1 pseudogene is annotated in these 1434 nt (G+C 40.2%); it reads left to right on the top strand.

What is annotated here, in order from left to right:
- Nucleotides 1–44 precede the first annotated feature (44 nt).
- Nucleotides 45–1343: pseudogene (locus QUA70_RS28405) on the top strand (IS5 family transposase); the annotation flags it as partial.
- Nucleotides 1344–1434: the final 91 nt, after the last annotated feature.

The raw sequence follows: 1434 nt of genomic DNA, 5'->3' as shown, positions 1-1434 counted from the left end.
CACGTTGTCAACGCCGAACGCGAGTCAAAGTCTTTTGAGGTAAGGGTTTTAGGCTTATTCAGCAAGCCCTAATTAGCGATCGGGAAACAGTCGAACAAATCCGCGAAAATCCCTATCTACAATACTTCATCGGTCAATTAAGCTACAGTAACGAGCTGCCATTTGACCCATCACTATTAGTTCACTTTCGACAACGGATTAGTGGGAATTTAATTAACAAAGTGAACGAAGGAATCGCCTGTGAAAATACAAGAACCCGCCGCAGGCAAACCCGAAAAAAAAAGGATTCGGACGCCAAAAATGAGTCACAAAATCGAGGAAAGTTGCTCGTAGATGTGACCTGCGCCCCCGCCGATATTACCTATCCGACCGACTTAGGACTATTAAACCTTGCCAGAGTTCACACCAAAAAAATTATAGATATTCTCTATAAATCTCTAAAAAACAAAGCAAAAAAAAAGCCAAGAACCTACCGGAATCTAGCGAGAAAAGACTACTTAGCAGTAGCCAAACAAAGACGACCCACCCAAAACAAAAAAAGACAAGCAATTAAAAAACAACTCCAATATATAAAAAGAAATTTAGCTCATATTGGACAGCTAATAGAGTCAGGTGCGACTTTAAAAAGTCTGAATAAAAAGCAATATAAAACCCTGCTAGTCCTCACAGAAGTCTATCGCCAACAGCAATGGTTATTTGATAACAATAAACAGAGTATTGAGCAGAGAATAGTAAGTTTAAGCCAACCCCATATCCGTCCCATAGTCAGAGGAAAAGCCGGGAAAAAAGTAGAGTTTGGAGCTAAACTATCAGCCAGTTGCTTTGAAGGATATGTATTTTTAGACCGAATGAGCTGGGATAGTTTCAACGAATCAGGAGACTTAAAAGCACAAGTAGAAGCATATCATAGGTTCACCGGATATTATCCAGAGTCAGTTCATGCCGATCGTATTTATCGTACAAGAGAAAACCGAGCATGGTGTAAAGAAAAAGGTATTAGAATCAGCGGTCCGCCCTTGGGAAGACCCCCAGCAACAGTCAGTAAAGAAAAAAAGAAGCAAGCCTTGTCAGATGAGAGAATTAGAAATGCAATTGAGGGTAAATTTGGACAAGGTAAACGAAGATTCAGTCTGAATAGAGTGATGGCAAAACTTGATAATACTTCTGAAACAGTTATTGCTATTACTTTTTTAGTAATGAACCTTTCTACCTGGTTGCGCCAGGTTTTTTGTGTGTTTTTATGTCGTTCGGGCAAAACCACCCCTGTTTTTAGATTGAAGATAATCTCCAATTATAGTGGGAGGAAATTAACGCCTGAAAAACTTATCTTAAATCGAGCTTGAATAATTGATCGCTCCCTGGGGGGGTGACAAAGAGAGCTAAGAGCTAGACCTAATCTGAGTTACAGCCCTCATCCCCCGTTGATAAAAGTGG

Origin of the sequence: Microcoleus sp. LAD1_D5 (assembly GCF_036702115.1) — a bacterium.
In the GTDB taxonomy this organism is placed as follows: domain Bacteria; phylum Cyanobacteriota; class Cyanobacteriia; order Cyanobacteriales; family Microcoleaceae; genus Microcoleus.
Note: the sequence above shows the minus strand (reverse complement) of the source record. Positions and strands in the feature narration are given on the sequence as shown.